Here is a 19,212-nt window from a genome sequence, read left to right as displayed (position 1 = left end):
CGTCAGACGGATACACGAAGGCGTGCGCTCGCGCGCACGCCATCACGAACCTGGAAGATCGGACCTCAGCTACGGCGAGCCTGTTCCATCACTTCCTTGGCAAAATCAACCTCTTCCTTCTCGATGCCCTCGCCCACTTCGAAGCGCACGAAACCGACCACTTCACCGCCGGCTGCCTTGACGTAGGCGGCTACGCTCTGGTTCGGGTCCTTGACGAAGGGCTGCTCGGTCAGGCTGTTCTCGGCCAGATACTTCTTCAGGCGGCCCTGAACCATCTTCTCGGCGATCTCCGCCGGCTTGCCGGCCATGTCGGGCTGGGCCAGGATGATCGACTTCTCCTTGTCGAGCTGTTCCTGGGGCATGTCTTCGGGGCGCGCCACGGCCGGATTGATGGCGGCGACGTGCATGGCGACGTCCTTGGCCACCTCGGCGGAACCGCCGGAGAGCAGGGTCAGCACGCCGATACGGCCGCCATGGACGTATTCGCCGACCAGGCCGCCTTGCGGCGCATCGACGACACAGGCACGACGCACGGAGATGTTCTCGCCGATCTTCTGCACCAGCTGCTCACGAGTCTCTTCCAGCTCGCCGGCCATGATGGCGGCGATATCGTCGGACTTGGCTTCGAAGACCTTGGCCAGCACCTTGTCGGCAAATGCCGTGAAGTTCTCGTCGCGGGCGACGAAATCGGTCTCGGAATTGACCTCCAGCATCACGCCGTAGCTGCCATCTTCGGCAACGCGGGTGACGACGGCCCCTTCGGCGGCGGTACGGCCGGCCTTCTTGGCGGCCTTGAGGCCGGAATTCTTGCGCAGGTCCTCGATGGCCTTCTCGATATCGCCACCGGCCTCGGTGAGTGCCTTCTTGCACTCCATCATGCCGAGTCCGGTGCGCTCGCGCAGTTCCTTGACCTGAGACGCGCTAATAGCTGCCATGATAGTAACCTCTAGATTTGACGTCGGTATTCGGGGGGAAACGCATCCCGCGGGCCGGATGAAGGCGGCGGGAAAAAGGGGGCCAAAGCCCCCTTCCCACCCACCCCGCCTGTCATGGCGGCCCAGCCAGTCTGGCGCACCGTTGTGACAGTCAGGGCAGGTGCGGTGACATCACTCGGCGACTTCGTTGGTCTCGGAGGAGACTTCGACGAATTCATCGGGACGACCTTCCTTCGCCTTGGCACAGGCATCGGCGATGGCCTGCACGTAGATCTGGATGGCACGGATGGAGTCATCGTTGCCGGGGATCACGTAATCGACGCCATCCGGGTCGGAGTTGGTATCGACCACACCGATGACCGGGATGCCCAACTTGTTGGCTTCGTTGATGGCGATGCGCTCATGGTCGACGTCGATCACGAACAGCGCGTCGGGCAGACCGCCCATCTCCTTGATGCCGCCCACGGAACGCTCGAGCTTGTCCTGCTCGCGGGTCGCCATCAGCACTTCCTTCTTGGTCAGCTTGTCGAAGGTGCCGTCTTCATGCATCGCTTCGAGTTCGCGCAGACGCTTGATGGAAACGCGGATGGTCTTGTAGTTGGTCAGCATGCCGCCCAACCAGCGATGGTTGACGAAGGGCATGCCTACCCGGTTCGCCTCTTCCTTGATGATCTTGCTGGCGCTGCGCTTGGTGCCCACGAACAGGATCTTGTTGTTGGCGGCAGCCATCTTCTCGACCACATCGACCGCTTCATTCAGCGCCGGCAGGGTGTGCTCGAGGTTGATGATGTGAATCTTGTTGCGCGCACCGAAGATGAATTTGCTCATCTTCGGGTTCCAGTACTTGGTCTGGTGGCCGAAGTGGGCGCCTGCCTTGAGCAGGTCACGCATATTGACTTGTGCCATGGATGACTCCTGAAAACTATCGGGTTAGGCCTCCATGCACCCCATGGATCCGACCGCCGGGATGAACCGACAGCACCCGGGACCATGTGACGGTGCATGTGTGATTTCAAGGCGTTCTTGATACGCACTTTCCAGTATCGTTGCCGGCAACGCATCGCTCAAATGCGAGTTGACGGCGACCGGCACAACGATTGCAGGAAAGCGCGCAGCTTTATACCATAGATCGACACCAAGATGAAGACGCCCGCCTCGTTGCCAAGCCCTCGTTGCTTCTGGTCACGCGCCACCGGGCCGGCACTCCACCCCCAGCTTTCGAGAGTCCATGAACGTTCCCATCAAGACGCCCGACGAGATCGACAAGATGCGCGAAGCCGGACGCCAGGCTGCCAGCGTGCTGGAAATGATCACCCCGCATGTCCAGGCCGGCGTCAGCACTGGCGAACTGGATCGCCTGTGCCACGACTACATCGTCCACGAACTCGGTTCCACGCCCGCGCCGCTCAATTACCACGGCTTTCCCAAGTCGATCTGCACCTCGATCAACCATGTGGTGTGCCACGGCATCCCCGATGACGCCAAGAAGCTCAAGAAAGGCGACATCATGAACATCGACATCACCGTCAAGACCGCCGACGGCTACCACGGCGATACCAGCATGATGTTCATCATCGGCGAGAGCATCCAGGGCGAGCGGCTGTCGCGTGTCACCCAGGAGTGCCTGTACCACAGCATCGCTCAGGTGCGCCCCGGTGCTCGCCTCTCGGCGCTGGCCAGGGCGATCCAGCAGCACGCCGAGGCCAACGGCTATTCGGTGGTACGTGATTTCTGCGGCCACGGCATCGGCGCGGTCTTCCACGAGGAACCCCAGGTGCTGCACTACGATGGCTACGCCCCGGAGGCCGACATCGAACTGGCGGAAGGCATGTGTTTCACCATCGAACCGATGATCAATGTCGGCGGCTACCGCACCAAGGTGCTGCGCGACGGCTGGACGGCGGTCACCAAGGACAAGAGCCTCTCCGCGCAGTGGGAACATACCCTGCTGGTCACCGCGACGGGGGTCGAAGTGCTTACCGCCCGCGGCGAAGAAGACCTAAGCTTCCTCGAAGCTTAGCCACCCTATGCTACTGCACCATTATCGCTTTGCACCCGACGAGAGCTTGTTTGACGCGGCGGCCTTGCGCGCCGAGCTCGACAGTCACCGCTCACCCATCGCCCCCTTCAAGGAGGCCTTGCGAGCGATACAGACACGCCTCGATGCGCGTTTCCGCGCGGGCGCCGATATTCGCGACCTGATCCACGGTCGTGCCTGGTGCCTCGATCGCCTGCTGGAAATCGCCTGGTCGCGACATGCCTGGCCCGACGACGGCATCGCGCTGCTCGCGGTGGGCGGCTATGGGCGTGGCGAGTTGCACCCTCACTCGGACATCGACCTGATGCTGCTGCTCGAAGACGATGATGACACGTCCTATCGAGAGCCGCTGACCGAGTTCATCACCCTGCTGTGGGACATCGGCCTGGAGATCGGCCACAGCGTGCGTTCGCTCGCCGACTGCGAACGCGAGGCTGCAGCCGACGTCACGGTGATCACCAACCTTCTGGAAACCCGCACCCTGGCCGGCCCCGAGCGGCTGCGCGAAGCCATGCAGGCACGCCTTTCCACCGACCGACTGTGGCCGGCGGATCGCTTCTTCGAGGCCAAGTGGCAGGAACAGATCGCCCGCCATTATCGCTACAACAACTCCGAGTACCACCTCGAGCCCAACATCAAGAGCTCGCCCGGTGGGCTTCGCGACATCCAGATGATCGGCTGGGTGGCCAAGCGACACTTCGACAGCCAGCGCTACGAGGACCTGGTCGACAGCGGCTTCATGAACGACGCCGAGTTGCGCATCCTCAGCCAGGGCCAAGCCTTCCTATGGCAGGTACGCTACGCCCTGCATATGCTCACCGGGCGTGCCGAGGACCGCCTGCTGTTCGACCACCAGCGCACCATCGCCGAGCTGTTCGGCTACCGCGATACTCCCGAGCGACTGGCCGTCGAGCAATTCATGAAGCGCTACTATCGCCACGTCACGGCGCTGGCCGGGCTCAACGACATGCTGCTGCAGCACTTCGACGAGGTGATCCTGCGCGGTCACGAGAAGCTCGAAACCAAGCCGCTCAACGCCCGTTTCGAGGTCAAGGGCGGCTATATCCAGGCGCGGCACCCGCGGGTCTTCCACCACCGCCCGGCGGCGTTGCTGGAGCTGTTCCTGCTAATGGCCCAGCACCCGGAAATCGAGGGCGTGCGCGCCTCGACCATCCGCCTGATCCGTGACAACCGCCACCGCATCGACGACCTGTTCCGCGACGACGTCCGCCATCAGAGCCTGTTCATGGAATTGCTGCGCTGCGGCGGCAACGTGGCGCGTCAGCTCAGACGCATGAACCGCTACGGCGTGCTTGGCAAGTACCTGCCGGAATTCGGCCAGGCGGTGGGGCTGATGCAGCACGACCTGTTCCATATCTATACCGTCGACGCCCATACCCTGCGCCTGCTGAAGTTCGTGCAGCGCTTCCGCGAGCCCGAGGGCCGCGGGGATTTCCCGGTGGCGGCGGTGCTGGTCCATCAGCTACCCAAGCTCGAACTGCTGTGGATCGCCGGCCTCTATCACGACATCGGCAAAGGCCGTGGCGGCAATCACTCGATCCTCGGCGCCCGCGATGCCGAGGCATTCTGCGAGCGCCATGGGCTGTCGCCTCGCGACACCCGACTGGTCAGTTGGCTGGTGGAGAACCACCTGCTGATGTCGAAGACCGCCCAGAAGCGCGACATCACCGACCCCGACGTGATTCGCGACTTCGCGGTCCAGGTGCGCGATGAGGTTCACCTCGACTACCTCTACGTACTGACCGTGGCCGACATCAACGCCACCAACCCCTCGCTGTGGAACGGCTGGCGGGCCTCGCTGCTGCGTCAGCTGCACGCCGAGACCAAGCGCGCCCTGCGCCGTGGCCTGGAGAATCCCCTGGACCGTGACGACTGGGTACGTGAAACCCGCGAGGAGGCACGCAGCCTGCTGGCCACCGTCGGTGCCGATCTCCGGCGGGTCGACCGCCTCTGGGAGTCGCTGGGCGAGGACTATTTCCTGCAGTATGCGCCCAGCGAGATCGTGTGGCAGACCCAGGGCATTCTGGCCCACGACGGCTCCCCACTGCCGCTGATCCTGATCAGCGCACCCACCGAGGACATGGCCGAAGGGGGCACCAAGGTGTTCATCCATACCCGCTCGGTGGATGACCTGTTCGCCGCCACCGCCGCGGCCATGGAGCAGCTCGGGCTGTCGATCCATGACGCGCGCATCGCCACCTCGAGCAACGACTGGACGCTCAACACCTTCATCGTCCTCGACGACGACGGCGATCCCATTCGTGACAAGGCCCGGCTCGACGACATCCGTCGCCACCTGGAGGAGGAGCTCGACGACCCGGACGACTATCCACAGATCGTCACCCGCCACACGCCGCGCCAGCTCAAGCACTTCAAGGTGCCGACCCAGGTCGCCATCGAGCAGGACCCGGCCAACGAGCGCACCATGCTCGAGCTGGTGGCTCCCGACCGCCCCGGCCTGCTGGCCCGGGTGGGGCGTATCTTCATGGAGCAGGACATCGCCCTGTCGGCGGCCAAGATCGCCACCCTCGGCGAACGCGTCGAGGACGTGTTCTTCATTACCACCAAGGCAGGCCAGCCGCTCACCGACCCCGAGCGCCAGGAGCGCCTGCGCGCGCGGCTGACCGAAGTGCTCAGTGTCTAACCCCTGCCGAATTTGAGGCGCCGGGGCAGCTTCCCTATAATCGCCTGCCTATGCATGACACTCGGCACGGCGCCAAAGGCATCGCGCCCCGATAACGATAAAGCGCCTCCGCGAGGGGCAGCCAGGACACCCATGAACCCCGATCTCGACGCCCTGCAGCCCTATCCCTTCGAGCGACTCGCCACGCTGAAAGCGGGTGTCGCGCCTCCCGAGGCGCTGGCCCATATCCCGCTGACCATCGGCGAGCCCCAGCATGCACCCTATGCGAAGGCGCTCGAGACGCTGCATGCCTATCGCCACGAAATGGCGCGCTACCCGGCAACCCAGGGTCTTCCGGAACTGCGCGCGGCGATTGCCGATTGGGCACGACGCCGCTTCGGGCTCGAGGGTCTCGACCCGGACGCCCAGGTATTGCCGGTCAACGGCACCCGCGAGGCGATCTTCGCCTTCGTCCAGGCCGCCCTGGATCGCTCGCGCCCGGCCAAGGTCGCGGTGCCCAACCCCTTCTATCAGATCTACGAGGGCGCCACGCTGTTGGCCGGCGGCGAGCCACTGTACCTCGACTGCCGTGACGATCACGACTTTCGCCCGGACTTCGACGCCGTAAGCCCCGACACCTGGCGCAATGTGCAGATCGTCTTCCTCTGTTCACCGGGCAACCCCACCGGCGCGGTGACACCACTGTCCGACTTCCAGCGGCTGCTGGCGCTGGCCGATGAGTTCGACTTCATCATCGCCTCCGACGAGTGCTATTCGGAACTGTACCTGGATGAAGCCGCTCCCCCTCCCGGCCTGTTGCAGGCCTGCGCGGTACTGGGGCGCCACGACTATCGACGCTGCCTGGTCTTCCACTCGTTGTCCAAGCGCTCCAATCTGCCGGGGCTGCGCTCGGGCTTCGTGGCAGGCGACGCGGCACTGATCGCCCCCTTCAAGCGCTATCGCACCTATCACGGCTGCGCCATGTCGTTACCGCTGCAACGCGCCTCGATCAGCGCCTGGCAGGATGAAACGCACGTCCGTGCCAACCGCGATGCCTATCGCGAAAAGTTCGCCGCGGTCACCGAGATCCTCGCCCCGGTGATGGACTTTCCCACCCCAGAGGCCAGCTTCTATCTATGGCCGGCGGTCCCTGGCGGTGACGACGAAGCCTTCACCCGAACGCTCTACGCCGAGGAGCACGTCAGCGTATTGCCCGGACGCTACATGAGTCGCGACAGCACCGATGGCTCCAATCCCGGGGCCGGACGGGTGCGCCTGGCACTGGTCGCCGACGTCGAGGCCACCGTCGAAGGCGCACATCGCATCCGTCGCTTCCTCGAACGTCGCTAAGGAGTTCCACACATGCTGACCCTGTATGGCCTCAAGAACTGCGATACTTGTCGCAAGGCCCTCAAGGTACTGGACAGCAAGGGTATTGCTTACCAGTTCCACGACCTGCGCGCGGACGGCCTGTCGGCGGCCCTGCTCGAGCACCTGCTGACACAGGTCCCGGTGATGACGCTGCTCAACAAGCGCAGTACCACCTGGCGCCATCTCGACGAGGCCACAAAACGGGACATCGATGCCGACAGTGCCCGGGAGCTGATGCTGGGACACCCGACACTGATCAAGCGCCCGCTGCTGGATACCGGCGACACGATCCTCGTCGGCTACCGGGACGGCGAATACGACAGGCTGATGGGCTAGCCGCCTGCCAGGCCCTTCTTCATTTCATCACGCTAGAGGACATCCCCCATGCTGAGCTTCGCACTCGGAATCGGCACCCAGAACACCCAGGGCGACTGGCTGGAAATCTACTATCCTGCGCCACTGCTCGAACCCGATGCACGCCTGGTCGAAGCGGCCCAGCGAGTGCTGGACGCGCCCGCAGGTAACGCGGCGGTCAGTTTCCTGCCCGAGCACTGCAGCGAGCTGGCCAAGGCCTTCCAGGCCGCCGGCAACGCCGAGCAGGCCGAACTCGCCGAAACGCTGGCCTCGAGCCATCGGCCGCTGGTGGCGATGTTCCTGGCAACCGACGAACCGCCGCAAAGCGCCCCCGAGGTCTATCTCAAGCTGCACCTGCTGTCGCATCGACTGGTCGAACCGCATGGCATCGACCTGACCGGCATGTTCGGCCTGCTGCGCAATGTGGCCTGGACCAACGAAGGCGCCATCGACATCGAGGAGTTGCCGGCACGGCGTCTCAAGGCCCGCCTGGAAGGTCGTCACCTGTCAGTGGACTGTGTCGACAAGTTTCCCAAGATGGCCGACTATGTGGTGCCCAAGGGCATACGCATCGGCGACACCGCACGCGTGCGCCTGGGCGCCTACCTCGGCGAAGGCACCACCGTGATGCACGAAGGATTCGTCAACTTCAACGCCGGCACCGTGGGGCCGGGCATGATCGAGGGGCGCGTTTCCGCCGGCGTGACAGTCGGCAAGGGCTCCGACCTGGGCGGTGGTTGTTCGACCATGGGCACCCTGTCCGGCGGCGGCAACATCATCATCAAGGTCGGCGAAGGCTGCCTGGTCGGCGCCAATGCCGGTATCGGCATCCCGCTGGGCGACCGCTGCACCGTCGAGGCCGGGTTGTATATCACCGCCGGCGCCAAGGTCATGGTGCTCGACGACCAGGGCCAGGAGGTCAAGACCGTGGCAGCCCGCGAACTGGCCGGCCAGGACGACCTGCTGCTGCGCCGCAACTCCCTCAATGGCCGCATCGAGTGCTTGACCAACAAGAGCGCCATTGCGCTGAACGAAGCCTTGCACGCCAACGACTGATCGCAGCGGCGCCCCCATCGGTGGGCGCCGCCACTGCCTTTCGATTCGCCACCCAGGATGACGCATGCCCATTCCCGACCCCGCCGCCAGCCCTCTTTCGCCGACCCTCGAACTGGCCATCGACCTGATGCGCCGCCCCTCGGTGACCCCCGACGATGTCGGCTGCCAGGCACTGATGATCGAGCGTCTCGAGCGGCTGGGCTTTCATGTCGACCGCCTGCCCTTTGGTGATGTCGAGAACTTCTGGGCGGTTCGCGGCCATCACGGTCCGGTGCTGGCCTTCGCGGGCCATACCGATGTGGTGCCCAGCGGCCCGGACGTTCACTGGCAGTACCCGCCCTTCGAACCGCGCATCGACGACGACGGCATGCTCTGCGGGCGAGGCGCCGCCGACATGAAGGGCAGCCTGGCGGCAATGGTCACCGCCGTGGAGCGCTTCGTGACCGCGCACCCGGAGCACGACGGCAAGCTCGCTTTCCTGATCACCTCCGACGAGGAAGGCCCGGCCATTGATGGTACCCGGGCGGTGGTCGAGCACCTGCGCGAGGCCCACGAGCGCCTCGACTACTGCATCGTCGGCGAGCCCTCATCCACCGATGCCCTCGCCGACGTGATCAAGAACGGGCGACGCGGTTCGCTGGGCGGCGTGCTGCACGTCAAGGGCATGCAAGGCCATGTGGCCTATCCCCACCTGGCGCGCAACCCGATCCACGAAACCGCCCCGGCCTTGGACGCCCTGGTACGCGAGCATTGGGACGATGGCAACACCTTCTTCCCCGCCACCAGCTTCCAGATCTCCAATATCCGCTCGGGCACCGGCGCCACCAACGTGATTCCCGGTGATCTGGAGGTGATCTTCAACTTCCGCTATTCCACCGAGGTCACCCACTGGCAACTGCGCGAACGTGCCGAGGCGATTCTCGATGCCCATGGGCTCGATTACCGCCTCGACTGGACGCTCAACGGCGAACCCTTCCTTACCGCCGCAGGCGAACTGGTGGACGCCTCGCTGGCCGGCGTCGAGGACGTGCTGGGCCGACGGCCGGAGCTGTCCACCGCGGGCGGGACGTCCGATGGCCGCTTCATCGCCACCTTGGGAAGCCAGGTGGTCGAGCTGGGACCGCTCAATGCCACCATCCACAAGGTCAACGAACGGGTTCGCGCCGCCGACCTGGACACCCTGAGCGATATCTACGAGGCCATTCTCGAACGCCTGTTCGTCGCTCCCTCGCCGGCCTACTGAGGTCCCACATGCAGCGCTATCCCGATATCGAAATCTACCTGGCCCGGGTATCCCTCGACACCTTGAACGCCTGGCTCGCTGAATGCCTGGATGCCCCGCCCCTGCAACGCAGCGGCAAGCGTCAGGCGCGCACCACCGGTCATAGCGACGGGCATCGCATTCCCGTGCTGCTGGTGGAGCAAGCGGCGGATGGCTACGCCAGCCTGTGGTTCGACAGCAGTGCCACCCCCTGGCCGCGGGACGTGGATTGCGCCCGCGAGGCCGCCATGCGGCTCGACTGCGAAGTGCGCTGCTCGCTGGGCGGCTGGCAGCCCGGCGACGATCCCGATCGCTTCTGGCGGGTCCTGCCCGATGGTCGGGAGGAGGCGATCGACTGGCCGGATTCGGGGCAGTAAATACGACGACGCCCCACCAGGCAGAGCCGGGCGGGGCGCCGAATCGTGTGTCGGCAACGTCAGGTAATAACTGTCACATCATCGGCTTGCAATCCGCGCTCATTCTCGATCACGTGGTAGCGTACCTTCTGGCCTTCGGCCAGGGTACGATGCCCCTTGCCGCGAATGGCGCGAAAATGCACGAAGACGTCTTCACCGCTGTCACGGGTAATGAAGCCATACCCCTTGTTGACGTTGAACCACTTGACCTCGCCGATCTCGCGATCATCGTCCTCGACCTCGGCCAGGGTAGCCAATTGCGGGGTCAGCACATTGAGCGCCAATGTGGCGGCCAGCAACAGCACGAACACCGCCACGGCCGCGGCCAGATAGACGGCGCCCACCCCCCCGAGTTCGAGAGCGGCAAACAGTTCCCGCGACAGAACGCCCCCGGTGAAGGAAACGAACAGGGCGATCAACAACGGAGCAGGAGCAGCGAGTAACAGACTTATCAGACTACAACGAAGTAAGACCTTGCGATTCATGGACCTCGAGTTCTCTTGTTGTGGCAATGGATAAACGATCATGATGAATGCCCAGCGGCACGAGGAGCACTGGGCGTCGACTTACACAGCGAAGGTGTCGCGATGAACGGCAACACTCAACCAGATGATTCTAACATGACAGCGGACGTCTCGCTCGCGCACCAGCGGGCACGGCTCGACGACCTGGAGAGCCGCATCGCTTATCAGGAACACTGGCTGGATACCCTGGACCAGGCGGTGGCCGCCCAGGAACAGCGGCTGTCGCAGCTCGAACGCATCAGCGACCTGATCCAGCGTCGTCTGCGTGAGCAGCAGCAGGCGCTACAGGCGGGCGACGACAGGGAAGGCGGCTGGCAGCCCGAGGAGGACAGGCCGCCGCATTATTGACGCGCTGCGCGCGAGCTACGAGCTACGAGCTACGAGCTACGAGCTACGAGCTACGAGCTACGAGCTACGAGCTACGAGCTACGAGCTACGAGCTACGAGCTACGAGCTACGAGCTACGGCAAGATTGTATCAAGCCCGAAGCCCGAAGTCCGAAGCCCGAAGCCCGAAGCCCGAAGCCCGAAGCCCGAAGCCCGAAGCCCGAAGCCCGAAGCCCGAAGCCCGAAGCCAATAGCCTAGGCCAGTTCATCGAGATAACGCTCGGCGTCGAGCGCGGCCATGCAGCCGCTGCCCGCCGAGGTGACCGCCTGGCGGTAGACGTGATCCATGACATCGCCGGACGCGAACACCCCCGGCACGCTGGTGGCCGTGGCGTTGCCGTCCAGCCCCGAACGCACCTTGATGTAGCCGCCTTGCATATCGAGCTGACCCTCGAAGATCGCGGTGTTGGGCGTATGGCCGATGGCGATGAACACGCCCGGTGCCGATAGCTCCTTGGTCGCGCCATTCTCGGTGGACTTCAGGCGTACACCGGTCACGCCGGTGTCATCGCCCAGCACTTCGTCGAGGGTATGGTTCCACTCGATCGCGATATTGCCGTTCTCGACCTTGTCGAACAGCTTGTCCTGCAGGATCTTCTCGGCCCGCAGGCTGTCGCGGCGATGCACCAGGGTCACCTTGGAGGCGATGTTCGACAGGTACAGGGCCTCTTCCACGGCGGTGTTGCCGCCGCCCACCACCACGACTTCCTGATTGCGGTAGAAGAAGCCGTCACAGGTGGCGCAGGCAGACACTCCCTGCCCCATGAAGCGCTGTTCGGAAGGCAGCCCCAGGTAGCGGGCACTGGCACCGGTGGCGATGATCAGCGCATCGCAGGTGTAGGTGCCGTTGTCGCCCTTGAGGGTGAAGGGACGTTCGCGCAGCTCGACCTCGTTGACATGGTCGAACAGCACCTCGGTATCGAAGCGTTCGGCATGCTTGCGCATGCGCTCCATCAACTCGGGCCCCTGCACGCCGACATCGTCACCGGGCCAGTTGTCGACATCGGTGGTGGTCGTCAACTGACCACCGGCCTGCATGCCGGTGATCAGCAGCGGCTTGAGGTTGGCGCGGGCGGCATAGACGGCGGCGGTATAACCGGCCGGGCCGGAGCCGAGAATGATCAGGCGTTCGTGGCGCACTTCGCTCATAAGGAAACCTCGGGACTCGAGCTGACGGGAAAAGCTGTCCAGTTGACAACAGATGCATTCTGGCATGACCGCCGTATCACCATGCCACAGTGCACTGCACCATTTTCATTGTAACACCGCCTCACCTCGCGGGTCGCAATGCAAAGAGGCGGCCCGCAGGCCGCCTCGCTGCCAGCCCGAAGGCTCACAGTTCCTGGGAGTGAGCGCCCAGGTACTTGGCGACGCCTTCCGCGTCGGCCTGCATGCCTTCCTCACCTTCGTCCCAGCCGGCCGGGCAGACTTCACCGTGCTTCTGGTGATGCTTGAGCGCCTTGACCATGCGCAGCATCTCGTCGACGTTGCGACCCAGCGGCAGGTTGTTGACGGTCTGGTGCTGGACGACACCGTGTTCATCGATCAGGAAGGAGGCGCGCATGGCGACGCCGGCTTCCGGATGTTCGATGCCGTAGGCCTGGGTGATCTCGTGCTTGACGTCGGCCACGATGGGGAAGCCGACTTCACCGATACCGCCCTTCTCCGGCGCGGTCTTGCGCCAGGCGTGGTGAGTGAACTGGGAGTCGATGGACGCCCCGATCACTTCGACGCCGAGCTCCTTGAACTGCGCCAGACGGTTGTCGTGGGCGATGATCTCGGACGGGCACACGAAAGTGAAGTCCAGCGGCCAGAAGAACAGCACGCGCAGCTTGCCGTTGCTGTCGGACAGCTTGAAATTCTCGACGATGGAACCGTCACCCAGGACAGCCGCAGCTTCGAAATCGGGTGCTTGACGTCCAACCAGTACGCTCATGCAAATCTCCTTGAGATTGAGGTGAATCAATGGAGGGTGAAAAACGACATCCAGCCTAAAGGCAGATGCCAGAATAGCGCAATTTGATAAGCCCAATCGGCAATATAGCCAATCCCTATCCGGCCCTGAGCCGTGACCAGCCCCTAGAAGGCCTCGTCATCGCGGCAGAGGGTTATGCCTTCGAGCTCACCGCTATGCAGCGATACCGCCACCCGGACCTGGATCGGCGCGCAGCAGCGCGGGCAGTCCTCCCAAGTCTGATGGCTCCCCTCACTGGCATCCACCAGCAGGTCGAATTCGGTGCCGCAATACGGGCAGTGCACCGTTTGCGAGGTCAACATTTCCTCATGCATGCTGCGCCCCCTACACGACAGCACTGCCCACCAAGCCATGTACATTGGGGGCAGTGCACGATGCTTTCAAGTCGTTGTGATCGAGCCGGGACGAATCGCCGGCCCTCTTTCACAGCATAGTCGCTGAGGCCGGTCGGCTGGAGCCATCGGCAGTGCTTGAAAACAGCATCTATCATGACCATGTGATACGAATAGTCCCGCCCGGATGACCCTTCACCGATGAGGAGAAGACCATGAGCGCCGATTCCGTACCGAACACGCTTGCCTGCCTGACGGTGGGCGAGCGCGTCTATCACTACTACAGCCTGCCCAAGGCGGCGGAGGCGCTGGGGGACATCTCACGGCTGCCCATCACCCTCAAGGTACTGCTCGAGAATCAGCTACGCTTCGCCGATGACGAGAGCGTTGCCCGCGAGGACGTGCAGGCGCTGGTCGACTGGCAACGAGAGGCACGCTCGAGCCGTGAGATCGGCTATCGCCCGGCGCGGGTGCTGATGCAGGATTTCACCGGGGTACCAGGGGTGGTCGACCTGGCCTCGATGCGCGCCGCAGTGGCGAAACTCGGCGAGGATCCTTCACGCATCAATCCCTTGTCACCGGTGGACCTGGTCATCGACCACTCAGTGATGGTCGACAAGTACGGCAATCCCACCGCCTTTCGCGACAACGTGACCATCGAGATGGCGCGCAACCGCGAGCGCTATGAATTCCTGCGCTGGGGGCAGGACGCCTTCGACAATTTCCGCGTGGTGCCGCCGGGCACCGGCATCTGCCATCAGGTCAACCTGGAGTACCTGGGCAAGACGGTATGGGCCAAGGAGGAAGGCGGCAGGACCTTCGCCTATCCCGACACCCTGGTGGGCACCGACTCCCACACCACCATGATCAACGGCCTGGGCATTCTCGGCTGGGGCGTGGGTGGGATCGAGGCCGAAGCCGCCATGCTCGGCCAGCCGGTCTCGATGCTGATCCCCGAAGTGGTCGGCTTCAAGCTGACCGGCAAGCTGCGCGAGGGCATCACCGCCACCGACCTGGTGCTGACGGTGACCCAGATGCTGCGCCAGCGGGGGGTGGTCGGCAAGTTCGTCGAGTTCTACGGTGACGGTCTCCAGGACCTGCCGCTGGCCGACCGCGCCACCATCGCCAACATGGCCCCGGAATACGGTGCCACCTGCGGCTTCTTCCCGGTCGACGACGAAACGCTGAACTACCTGCGCCTGACCGGCCGCAGCGAGCCCCAGGTGACGCTGGTGGAAGCCTACTGCAAGGAACAGGGCCTGTGGCGAGAGCCGGGTGCCGAGCCGATCTTCAGCGACACCCTGCACCTCGACATGAGCGACGTCGAAGCCAGCCTGGCCGGTCCCAAGCGGCCTCAGGACCGAGTCGCGCTGTCCGACATGAAGGCCACCTTCGAGAAGCTGATGCACGAGAACGGCGGGGAACTGCCGTCCACCGAGAAGGGACGCCTGTTCTCCGAAGGCGGCCAGACCGCGGTGGGGATCGAGGAAAGCTACGAGCATCACGACAGCCAGGACGTCACCCTCGACGGCGAGGCCTTCAAGCTCAACCCCGGCGCCGTGGTGATCGCCGCCATCACCTCCTGCACCAACACCTCCAACCCCAGCGTGATGATGGCCGCCGGTTTGCTGGCCAGAAAGGCGCTGCAGAAAGGGCTCAGGACCAAGCCTTGGGTCAAGACCTCCCTGGCGCCGGGTTCCAAGGTGGTCACCGACTACCTGGCTGCCGGCGGCGTGCAGGACGACCTCAACGCGCTGGGCTTCAACCTGGTGGGCTATGGCTGTACCACCTGCATCGGCAACTCCGGGCCACTGCCCGAAGCCATCGAAGAGGCCATCGAAGACGGCGACTTGACCGTGGCCTCGGTACTCTCCGGCAACCGCAACTTCGAGGGTCGCATACACCCACTGGTCAAGACCAACTGGCTGGCGTCGCCGCCGCTGGTGGTGGCCTACGCCCTGGCCGGCAATGTACGCCTCGACCTCTCCAAGGAACCGCTGGGCGTCGACCGGAACGGCAAGCCGGTCTACCTGCAGGATATCTGGCCCTCCCAGACCGAGATCGCCGAAGCGGTGGAGCAGGTCAAGACCGACATGTTCCGTAAGGAGTACGCCGAGGTCTTCGACGGCGACGAGGTCTGGCAGGCCATCGACGTACCGCAGAGCCAGGTCTACGAATGGTCGGAAGATTCCACCTATATCCAGCACCCACCATTCTTCGAGGGCATGGGCAGGGAGCCCGCGCCAGTGGAGGACATCAAGGACGCCCGCATCCTGGCCATGCTCGGTGATTCGGTGACCACCGACCACATCTCACCGGCCGGCGCCATCAAGCCCGACAGCCCTGCCGGGCGCTACCTGCAGGAGCGCGGCGTCAAACCGCTCGACTTCAACTCCTACGGCTCGCGGCGCGGCAACCACGAGGTGATGATGCGCGGCACCTTCGCCAACGTGCGCATCAAGAACGAGATGCTCGCCGGCGTCGAGGGCGGCTATACCCGCCACGTGCCGAGCGGCGAGCAGATGGCGATCTATGACGCGGCGATGAAATACCAGGAGGAAGGCACGCCCCTGGTGGTGATTGCCGGCAAGGAGTACGGTACCGGCTCATCACGCGACTGGGCGGCCAAGGGCACTCGCCTGCTCGGCGTGCGCGCGGTGCTCGCCGAGTCCTACGAGCGCATCCACCGCTCCAACCTGATCGGCATGGGGGTGGTGCCGCTGCAGTTCCCCGAGGGGGAAAGCCGCAAGACACTGGGCCTGACCGGCGACGAGACGATCTCCATCGAAGGGCTCGGCGAGTTGACCCCGGGCGGCAAGGTCGAGGTGACGATCGGCAGCGACAAGGGCGAGAAGAAGCTCGAGGCGCTGTGCCGTATCGACACCGCCAACGAGCTGGAGTACTACCGCCACGGCGGCATCCTGCACTACGTGCTGCGCAAGATGATCGGTACGGCATGATCGAGCTTCGAGCTTCGAGCTTCGAGCTTCGAGCTTCGAGCTTCGAGCTTCGAGCTTCGAGCAGAATTGTGGTCGGTTTCGAACACCCGCAAACTGCCCGTAGCTCGTGGCCCGTGGCTCAAAACGCCCGGCGACGATACTCGCGATAGCGCGGGTACCAGAAGTTGCGCTCGATGGCCGTCCATAGCGTCTCGTCGTCACTGGTCAGCGCCACGCCATCCGCCTGGGCCTGCTTGGCGACATCGAAGGCGATGGCCTGGCTGATCTCGCGGATATCGCCAAGCGCCGGCAATAGCGCGCCTTCACCATGCTTGACCATGGGCGCCCCCTTGGCCAGCGCATTGGAGGCCGCCATCAGCATGGTATCGGTCACCCGCGAGGCCTTGGCGGCGATCACTCCCAAGCCGATGCCGGGGAAGATGTAGGCGTTATTGCACTGGGCGATGGGGAACGTCTCGCCCTTCAATGTCACCGGCAGGAAGGGGCTGCCGGTCGCCACCAGGGCCTGGCCGTCGGTCCAGCCGAGAATCTCCTCGGGGGTGGCCTCGACCCGCGAGGTGGGATTGGACAGCGGCATTACCAGCGGCTGAGCGCAGTCTTGGTGCAACGCCTGGATCACCTCCTTGGTGAACAGGCCGCGTTGGCCGGAGACACCGATGAGTACCGTGGGACGGGCATTCTGCACCACTTCCAGCAAACCACGTGTGCCCCACTCCGCCACTTTGGCCGGCGCATGCGCCAGGCGTGACTGGAAGTCGTAGAGGCCGTCCATGTCGGCGGTCAACAGGCCATGCCGATCGATCATGAAGATTCGTGCCCGGGCCTCGGCCTCCGAGAGCCCTTCGGCCTGCATCGCCACGATGATCTGCTCGGCGATGCCGCAGCCCGCCGAGCCGGCGCCGACGAACGCCACACGCTGGTCGCTGACCTTCTCGCCCTTGGCCTTGCAGGCCGCCATCAGGGTCCCCACGCAGACCGCCGCGGTGCCCTGGATGTCGTCGTTGAAACAGCACAGTTCGTCGCGGTAACGCTCGAGCAGCGGCATGGCATTGGACTGGGCGAAGTCCTCGAACTGCAGCAACACATTCGGCCAGCGACGCTTCACCGCGGTGATGAAGTCGGCGACGAAGGCATCGTACTCGTCCTGGGAGATCCGCTCGTGACGCCAGCCCATGTACATGGGGTCGTCGAGCAGCGCCTGATTGTTGGTTCCCACGTCGAGCATGATCGGCAGCGTGTAGGCCGGGCTGATGCCGCCGCAGGCGGTGTACAGCGACAGCTTGCCGATGGGAATGCCCATGCCGCCGATACCCTGATCCCCAAGGCCCAGAATACGCTCGCCGTCGGTGACCACGATCACCTTCACCTTGTCCTTGGTGGCACTGCGCAGGATGTCATCCATGTATTCGCGGTCGGGATAGGAGATGAACAGGCCGCGATGGTTGCGATAGATATTGGAGAATTCCTCGCAGGCCTCGCCCACCGTGGGCGTATAGATGATCGGCAGCATCTCCTCGAGGTGTTCCTCCAGCAGGCGGAAGAACAGCGTCTCGTTGTCGTCCTGGATGGCGCGCAGAAAGATATGCCGGGCGAGGTCACTCTGGCACAGCCGGTACTGGCGATAGACGCGCTCGGCCTGTTCCTCGATGGACTCGACGTTGTGCGGCAGCAGGCCGATCAGGTTGAAAGCGATGCGTTCCTGGAGGGTAAAGGCACTGTCCTTGTTGAGCAGCGGCATTTCCAGCAGGGTGGGCCCGGCATAGGGCACGTACAGCGGTCGTTTGCCTGGTTCGTTCATCTCTCGTCTCGCGCGATTGTGGACATCGGGTCTGGACCGTAGACGCTCTTGGCGGCGCCTGAGGCCGTTACTTTACCATGACGGGCCCCGATAAGGACGTACCCCGGCCAGAGCCGGGGCACGAGGTTCTCTCCTTGAGGGGATCAGATGAAGCGACCCAGTCCCACCGCGTGACGCAAGCGGTCCATGAGGGACGCGGCCTCGGCCCGGGCCCGCTCGGCGCCCTTCTCGAGGACCGCCTCGATATGGCCTGGGTCCTCCATCAGCGCCAGATAACGCTCGCGGGGTTCGCGCAGGTAGGCATTGAGATACTCGAAGACCCGATTCTTGACCTCACCCCAGCCGATCCCCTCGAGATACTGCTGGCGCATGGCTTCGCTTTCCTCCACGGTGGCGAAGGCCGAATAGATCTGGAACAGGGTGCAGGTGTCCGGATCCTTGGGTTCACCGGGCTCGAGCGAGTTGGTCTTGATCTTGCGGACGAGCTTGAGCAGCTTCTTCTCGGACACGAACAGCGGAATGGTGTTGTTGTAGCTCTTGGACATCTTGCGTCCGTCGAGACCACCGAGCACCTCCACCTTCTCGTCGACCACCGCCTCGGGCTGAGTGAAGAAGTCGCCCTTGTAGAGGTGGTTGAAGCGCCCGGCCATGTCGCGGGCCATTTCGATATGCTGGATCTGGTCACGCCCCACCGGCACCTTGTGGGCGTTGAACAGCAGGATGTCGGCGGCCATCAGCACCGGATAGCCGAACAACCCCATGGTGATGCCCTTGTCGGGATCCTGGTCACCGGCGGCTTCGTTCTCCGCTACCGCCGCCTTGTAGGCGTGGGCACGGTTCATCAGCCCCTTGGCACAGACGCAGGACAGTAGCCAGGTGAGCTCGGGGATCTCGGGAATGTCCGACTGGCGATAGAAGATGGCGTTGTCGGTATCCAGCCCCAGCGCCAGCCAGGTGGCGGCGATCTCCAGTCGCGACTCCTGCACCCGCCGCGGGTCCTGACACTTGATCAGGGAGTGCAGATCGGCGAGGAAGTAGAAGGACTGGACGCTAGGGTCCTGGCTCGCGGCGATGGCTGGCTTGATGGCACCGACGTAGTTGCCGAGATGCGGCGTGCCGGTGGTGGTGATACCGGTAAGAACACGTGTCTTGGTCATGAAAT

17 protein-coding genes are annotated in these 19,212 nt (G+C 64.0%); 9 read left to right on the top strand and 8 right to left on the bottom strand.

The genetic code is table 11. The annotated features are described in order from the left end of the window. Positions 1 to 65 precede the first annotated feature (65 nt). Both tsf and rpsB read right to left on the bottom strand, forming a co-directional pair. Entirely contained in the window at positions 66 to 935 is an 870-nt protein-coding gene (gene tsf, locus ACFOEV_RS12115) for a translation elongation factor Ts (protein ID WP_386774249.1), read from the bottom strand. Positions 936 to 1,106: 171 nt separating this feature from the next. Then, the gene (gene rpsB, locus ACFOEV_RS12110; RefSeq protein ID WP_386774248.1) at positions 1,107 to 1,841 is read right to left on the bottom strand and encodes a 30S ribosomal protein S2; all 735 of its coding nucleotides are present in this window, start codon (positions 1,839 to 1,841) and stop codon (positions 1,107 to 1,109) included. Between the two features lie 322 nt (positions 1,842 to 2,163). Between rpsB and map the strand changes: the two genes are divergently transcribed. The 7 genes from map (at position 2,164) to ACFOEV_RS12075 (ending at position 10,036) form a co-directional block, all read left to right on the top strand. Then, positions 2,164 to 2,955 (top strand): type I methionyl aminopeptidase, encoded by a 792-nt coding sequence (gene map, locus ACFOEV_RS12105; RefSeq protein ID WP_386774246.1) that lies wholly within the window; start codon positions 2,164 to 2,166, stop codon positions 2,953 to 2,955. Between the two features lie 7 nt (positions 2,956 to 2,962). Beyond that, positions 2,963 to 5,638, top strand: coding sequence for a [protein-PII] uridylyltransferase (locus ACFOEV_RS12100; protein WP_386774244.1), 2,676 nt, complete (start codon positions 2,963 to 2,965; stop codon positions 5,636 to 5,638). A 132-nt stretch (positions 5,639 to 5,770) separates the two neighbouring features. Continuing rightward, entirely contained in the window at positions 5,771 to 6,967 is a 1,197-nt protein-coding gene (gene dapC / locus ACFOEV_RS12095; RefSeq protein ID WP_386774242.1) for a succinyldiaminopimelate transaminase, read from the top strand. Positions 6,968 to 6,979: 12 nt separating this feature from the next. Then, positions 6,980 to 7,324: an ArsC family reductase gene (locus tag ACFOEV_RS12090; RefSeq protein ID WP_386774240.1), complete on the top strand. Its 345-nt coding sequence runs from the start codon at positions 6,980 to 6,982 to the stop codon at positions 7,322 to 7,324. Positions 7,325 to 7,372: 48 nt separating this feature from the next. Next, positions 7,373 to 8,398, top strand: coding sequence for a 2,3,4,5-tetrahydropyridine-2,6-dicarboxylate N-succinyltransferase (gene dapD, locus ACFOEV_RS12085; protein ID WP_386774238.1), 1,026 nt, complete (start codon positions 7,373 to 7,375; stop codon positions 8,396 to 8,398). Positions 8,399 to 8,462: 64 nt separating this feature from the next. Then, positions 8,463 to 9,641, top strand: coding sequence for a succinyl-diaminopimelate desuccinylase (gene dapE, locus ACFOEV_RS12080; protein ID WP_386774236.1), 1,179 nt, complete (start codon positions 8,463 to 8,465; stop codon positions 9,639 to 9,641). 8 nt (positions 9,642 to 9,649) lie between these two features. After that, positions 9,650 to 10,036, top strand: a complete 387-nt coding sequence (locus ACFOEV_RS12075; protein WP_386774234.1) for a hypothetical protein — start codon at positions 9,650 to 9,652, stop codon at positions 10,034 to 10,036. 59 nt (positions 10,037 to 10,095) lie between these two features. On the opposite strand, the gene ACFOEV_RS12070 is transcribed toward ACFOEV_RS12075, so the two are convergent. After that, positions 10,096 to 10,560: a cold-shock protein gene (locus ACFOEV_RS12070; RefSeq protein ID WP_386774232.1), complete on the bottom strand. Its 465-nt coding sequence runs from the start codon at positions 10,558 to 10,560 to the stop codon at positions 10,096 to 10,098. Between the two features lie 135 nt (positions 10,561 to 10,695). On the opposite strand from ACFOEV_RS12070, the gene ACFOEV_RS12065 reads away from it, so the two are divergent. Beyond that, positions 10,696 to 10,947 carry a SlyX family protein gene (locus tag ACFOEV_RS12065; protein WP_386774230.1) on the top strand — a complete coding sequence of 84 codons (252 nt, stop codon included), beginning with the start codon at positions 10,696 to 10,698 and terminating at the stop codon, positions 10,945 to 10,947. A gap of 233 nt (positions 10,948 to 11,180) precedes the next feature. Here ACFOEV_RS12065 and trxB read toward each other — a convergent pair whose 3' ends face one another. The 3 genes from trxB to ACFOEV_RS12050 all read right to left on the bottom strand — a co-directional run bounded on the left by trxB (position 11,181) and on the right by ACFOEV_RS12050 (position 13,274). Beyond that, the gene (trxB, locus tag ACFOEV_RS12060) at positions 11,181 to 12,134 is read right to left on the bottom strand and encodes a thioredoxin-disulfide reductase (protein WP_386774228.1); all 954 of its coding nucleotides are present in this window, start codon (positions 12,132 to 12,134) and stop codon (positions 11,181 to 11,183) included. Between the two features lie 184 nt (positions 12,135 to 12,318). Next, entirely contained in the window at positions 12,319 to 12,921 is a 603-nt protein-coding gene (locus tag ACFOEV_RS12055; RefSeq protein ID WP_386774226.1) for a peroxiredoxin, read from the bottom strand. A gap of 143 nt (positions 12,922 to 13,064) precedes the next feature. Beyond that, entirely contained in the window at positions 13,065 to 13,274 is a 210-nt protein-coding gene (locus ACFOEV_RS12050; RefSeq protein ID WP_386774224.1) for a CPXCG motif-containing cysteine-rich protein, read from the bottom strand. A 233-nt stretch (positions 13,275 to 13,507) separates the two neighbouring features. Between ACFOEV_RS12050 and acnA the strand changes: the two genes are divergently transcribed. Continuing rightward, positions 13,508 to 16,252, top strand: a complete 2,745-nt coding sequence (gene acnA, locus ACFOEV_RS12045; protein ID WP_386774222.1) for an aconitate hydratase AcnA — start codon at positions 13,508 to 13,510, stop codon at positions 16,250 to 16,252. Positions 16,253 to 16,370: 118 nt separating this feature from the next. On the opposite strand, the gene ACFOEV_RS12040 is transcribed toward acnA, so the two are convergent. Continuing rightward, positions 16,371 to 18,050 carry an NAD-dependent malic enzyme gene (locus tag ACFOEV_RS12040; protein ID WP_386774220.1) on the bottom strand — a complete coding sequence of 560 codons (1,680 nt, stop codon included), beginning with the start codon at positions 18,048 to 18,050 and terminating at the stop codon, positions 16,371 to 16,373. Between the two features lie 143 nt (positions 18,051 to 18,193). Continuing rightward, positions 18,194 to 19,207, bottom strand: a complete 1,014-nt coding sequence (trpS, locus tag ACFOEV_RS12035) for a tryptophan--tRNA ligase (protein WP_386774218.1) — start codon at positions 19,205 to 19,207, stop codon at positions 18,194 to 18,196. Between the last annotated feature and the right edge of the window lie 5 nt (positions 19,208 to 19,212).

It is taken from the genome of Litchfieldella rifensis, from assembly GCF_042646605.1.
GTDB classification, from domain to species: Bacteria; Pseudomonadota; Gammaproteobacteria; order Pseudomonadales; family Halomonadaceae; genus Litchfieldella; species Litchfieldella rifensis.
The sequence above is the reverse complement of the archived record's forward strand: the minus strand, read 5'-3'. Positions and strand labels throughout refer to the sequence as shown.